Origin of the sequence: Deinococcus marmoris DSM 12784, from assembly GCF_000701405.1 — a bacterium.
In the GTDB taxonomy this organism is placed as follows: domain Bacteria; phylum Deinococcota; class Deinococci; order Deinococcales; family Deinococcaceae; genus Deinococcus; species Deinococcus marmoris.
Genome location: NZ_JNIV01000185.1, coordinates 1 through 3,447, shown reverse-complemented (window position 1 = coordinate 3,447; position 3,447 = coordinate 1). Strand labels below are relative to the sequence as shown.

4 protein-coding genes are annotated in these 3,447 nt (G+C 61.2%); all 4 read right to left on the bottom strand.

Annotation, left to right across the window (positions count from 1 at the left end; translation table 11 throughout):
- Positions 1-153 precede the first annotated feature (153 nt).
- The 4 genes from Q319_RS0122745 to Q319_RS0122730 all read right to left on the bottom strand — a co-directional run bounded on the left by Q319_RS0122745 (position 154) and on the right by Q319_RS0122730 (position 3,313).
- Positions 154-453 (bottom strand): hypothetical protein, encoded by a 300-nt coding sequence (locus Q319_RS0122745; protein WP_029484682.1) that lies wholly within the window; start codon positions 451-453, stop codon positions 154-156.
- Positions 450-1,100 carry a ParA family protein gene (locus tag Q319_RS0122740; protein WP_029484681.1) on the bottom strand — a complete coding sequence of 217 codons (651 nt, stop codon included), beginning with the start codon at positions 1,098-1,100 and terminating at the stop codon, positions 450-452. Before Q319_RS0122740 ends, Q319_RS0122745 begins: the two co-directional genes overlap by 4 nt.
- A 118-nt stretch (positions 1,101-1,218) precedes the next feature.
- Complete coding sequence (locus Q319_RS0122735; RefSeq protein WP_029484680.1) at positions 1,219-2,232, bottom strand: SH3 domain-containing protein; 1,014 nt, start codon at positions 2,230-2,232, stop codon at positions 1,219-1,221.
- 79 nt (positions 2,233-2,311) lie between these two features.
- Positions 2,312-3,313, bottom strand: a complete 1,002-nt coding sequence (locus tag Q319_RS0122730; RefSeq protein ID WP_051655701.1) for a tyrosine-type recombinase/integrase — start codon at positions 3,311-3,313, stop codon at positions 2,312-2,314.
- Positions 3,314-3,447 lie beyond the last annotated feature (134 nt).

Here is a 3,447-nt window from a genome sequence, read left to right as displayed (position 1 = left end):
CTTAAACTGGGCTTGGGTCAGGTCCGACGAGTAAGGCTTGCGTTTCACACCTCAAGCTTGCCACCGGGTCTGACCCTTTATAAACGCGCTCTTAGAGTTGCTCCATCTGGAACAGCAGGCTGCCATTGACCGCTTGGTTTTTCGGTCGTAGATTCAGTCCTCGATCTGCCGAACAATCTCAGCCCTGAACGCCGCATCCTCCACATATCGCAGGATCAACGCCTCTAGAACGTCTTCCATGCGGACCTTGTGGCCCTGCTCCTGCACTTCCAGGAGCTGCCGTTTGAGGGCGTAGCGCACGCTGGGCCGGATGCGGGTGCTGAACGTCTCGCGCTTCTCCGGGATGGGTCTATCCGGCGCGGGTGGGGTGGCCGCCGCCGTCTCCTCTACAGTGGCCTCTTTCTCCTCCTCCCGCGAGACACGCAGGTTCTTGAGGCCATCGCGCAGGCTCACAGCGTTTCTCCAGCCATCGTAATGACCTCCTGGGTCACGCGGCCATACTCAGCCCATAGCCCCTTTGCCAGCGGGTTGCCGCGCACGTCGCGCACCAGGACGCCGCCGTTATTGGCATCCCGGAACGCCTCAGACAGCCGGATGGTCTGGGATAACGCTGGAATCCCGGCGTCCTCCAAGGCGGCCCGCGCGTCGGCCAGTTTGCGCTCGCTGCCGGGGCGCACCATCGTCAGCAGGGCCGCGTACCGGCCTGCTGGAACCCCAGCGGCGCGCAGTACCTCCACGGTCTGGGCCATGCCGTCCATGCCGCCCAGGTCTGGGGTGCTGGGCAGGATCAGGGCGGCGCTGGACTCGGCCAAGTCCACTAGGTCCGCGTCCTCCAGGCCGCCGCGTGAGTCGATCACCACGGCGTCGTATTTGCCTGCCCCGCTGAGGGAAGCCATCCCGCCCACGGTGAAGGGCAGCTCACCGCCCCGGCCCCAGGCGGTGGCCGTGCGGATACGGTCCCCGTCGGCAAGCAGGACCGTGCGCCCGGACCCAGCCAAGTAGGCGGCGATGTGAACGGCAGACGTGGTTTTGCCCACGCCGCCTTTCAGACTGGCGAGGGCCAGCACCAGCGGGCCGCTGTGGGAGCGTTTATGTGTCATATAGATCAGTCTATACAATTTCTGATTTTCTGACAAATAAGAAATAAAATCAGATTGTCAGAAGAACGGACAGACAGTGGATTTCTACTGTGATGCGCGTTAAATCTCCAATCGCAAGTCATGGATGAGCGGACGGTTTGACGCGCTGCAAATATTTCTTCAAGCACCATCCGTAGCGGTACTCACCCCTAGCCACATCAAACAATTCCACCTTAACCCAAGGCCCCCTTGAGGTCACCAAATGGACACCAGTATTCGGATAAAGCAGTGAAATTACTGGAGCTTTCGCCTTGTAACTGCTTCGCAGCGGCGTGGGCCTTTCCTTGACGATGTACTGTGCCCGGTATTCCTTCGCCAGCGCCCTCACCTGCTGACGCTCCAAGGTAAGAATCTGTTCTTGTACTGCCTGGACTTGACTCCAGCGTATGTCCTGCGTCTGACCGTCGAATGCCTGTGTCTGAATCGTCAACATCAGCACGAAAATGATCAGCAATTGAGAGATCAGGAAGTCGGCCCTTAATAGGGCGGGTTTGCGAGCCTCGCGCTGGAGTTCTTTGACCTGCTCCGACAGCTCAGCCATGGCCTGCAACATCGCATCAACGTAGTCAGGGGTAACGATCGCACTGGGGTCAGGAGTCTGAGGCAAGTGCGCCCCCACCCGTTCTAGGGCCGCTTGCTGAATGGCGAGGCCACTGCCGCTTGCAAGCCTTTGTTGCAGGCGGGCAATCTCGTTGACCCATGAAAGCTGGCTAGACGGCTTCAGTCCCAAAAGCTGCGTTCCCCACGCCCTTTCCATCGCCAGAACCGGGCTGATTCGATCTAACATTGAAATAGTGGGCATCGGGAAAAGGCCAGATAGACGGCTAAGACTGCTGCCATGCGCCAACTGCGTGTGCATTCCGCTATAGCGTTTTAGCTGCTGCATGCTACTCAGCCCCGACAACCTGGCCAGAGTTGCGCCCGCGTCAGACATCTTGAGTATGCGCTCAGCAAGATCAACGCCAGCAGATCGCCGAGCGGTCAACATATTGGTCGTTAGCAGGCGCGACTGACGCTCAAGCAGCCGGTCAATCTCCGTCGGGAATCTGGACACCCAGCGATAATCAAGTGTGTGCTTCGGGAATGCAATCACGATTCATCCAGTAGACGGTTGCAGGCCTACGGATTGGCTACCTGTGCTGAATAGAGGCCAGATTTCTACTTATATGGAATTAAGGCCGGTGAAATCGAGAGCTTTGGCTTCTTGACCTATATATAGGCGACCAGCCGTCCAGGGCTTCCCGCAGCCCGTCATCTACCCATTTGGCGTAGATCCGGGTGGTTTCAATTGAGGCGTGGCCCAGGTGCCGGGCTGTGGCGTCCAAGCTGTGGCCCTCGCGCACCAGTCGGGTTCCGGCGTAATGCCGCAGGGCATGAAAGCCTTTGTTGCCCACTCCAGCCCGCTTGCACAGCCAGTGCAGCCGCTCGCGAGCCGCGTCCGCGCCGCCGCCAACCACTGGCCCCTCCTGACCCGTCAACGCTTCCAGAGCTTCCACCAGCGAGCGGGATAGGTTGACCCGCCTCGTCTTGCCACCCTTGCCGTGCTTGACGGTCAGGGCGCGGGCGCTCAGATCCACGTCGGCCCAGGCCAGCGCCAGCGCTTCCGCGATCCGCAGGCCGGTGTGCCCGCAGAGCAGCAGCAGCGCTCGCATCCGCACATCAGCGTGACCCAGCAGGCGGGCGGCTTCCTCCTCGGTATAGGGCTGGCGCTTGTCCCAAGCAGCAGTAGGGTCACGGGCGGCACGGGCATCGGCAAAGGCGTCTGCCGTGGTGGACCCGGCCCAGCGCAGCGCCTTGTACAGCGTCCTCGCCCCAGCCAGCCGGACGCGTACGGTGGACGCGCTCAGCCCTGCCGCTTCCAAGTGCCGCAGATACAGCGCCCCCACGTTCGCGCCTGGGGTCAGTAGGTTCACAGCGTTGTCAGTGGCGTAGGTCAGGAAGGTGCGGACGGCTTGGCCGTAGACCCGCAGGGTGTGCCTGCTGACGCGCGCGCCGGTCTGGCCGTGGGTGGTCAGGTATGCCTCGGTCAAGGCCCAGAGTGCTGCGGCGTCCTTATCGCGGGCAGCAGCAGCGGCCCGGCGCTTCAGCTCTTCGGGGTGAAGAGTGGCGAGGTGTGAGGCGCGGGCGACGAGGTCTCCCCGGTAGAGATCGAGGGCGGTTCCGGGGGTGGTCATTTGCCCCACGATAACAAAAGTTGTCAGGCGGCATTCTTTTTCATCAATGGTTCGGACAGTTTTGACCACCCTCAAGCCGCTTTGACCCCCAAATCCAGCGGCCTGGACGGATGTTTTCCTAATTCGGCAAATCG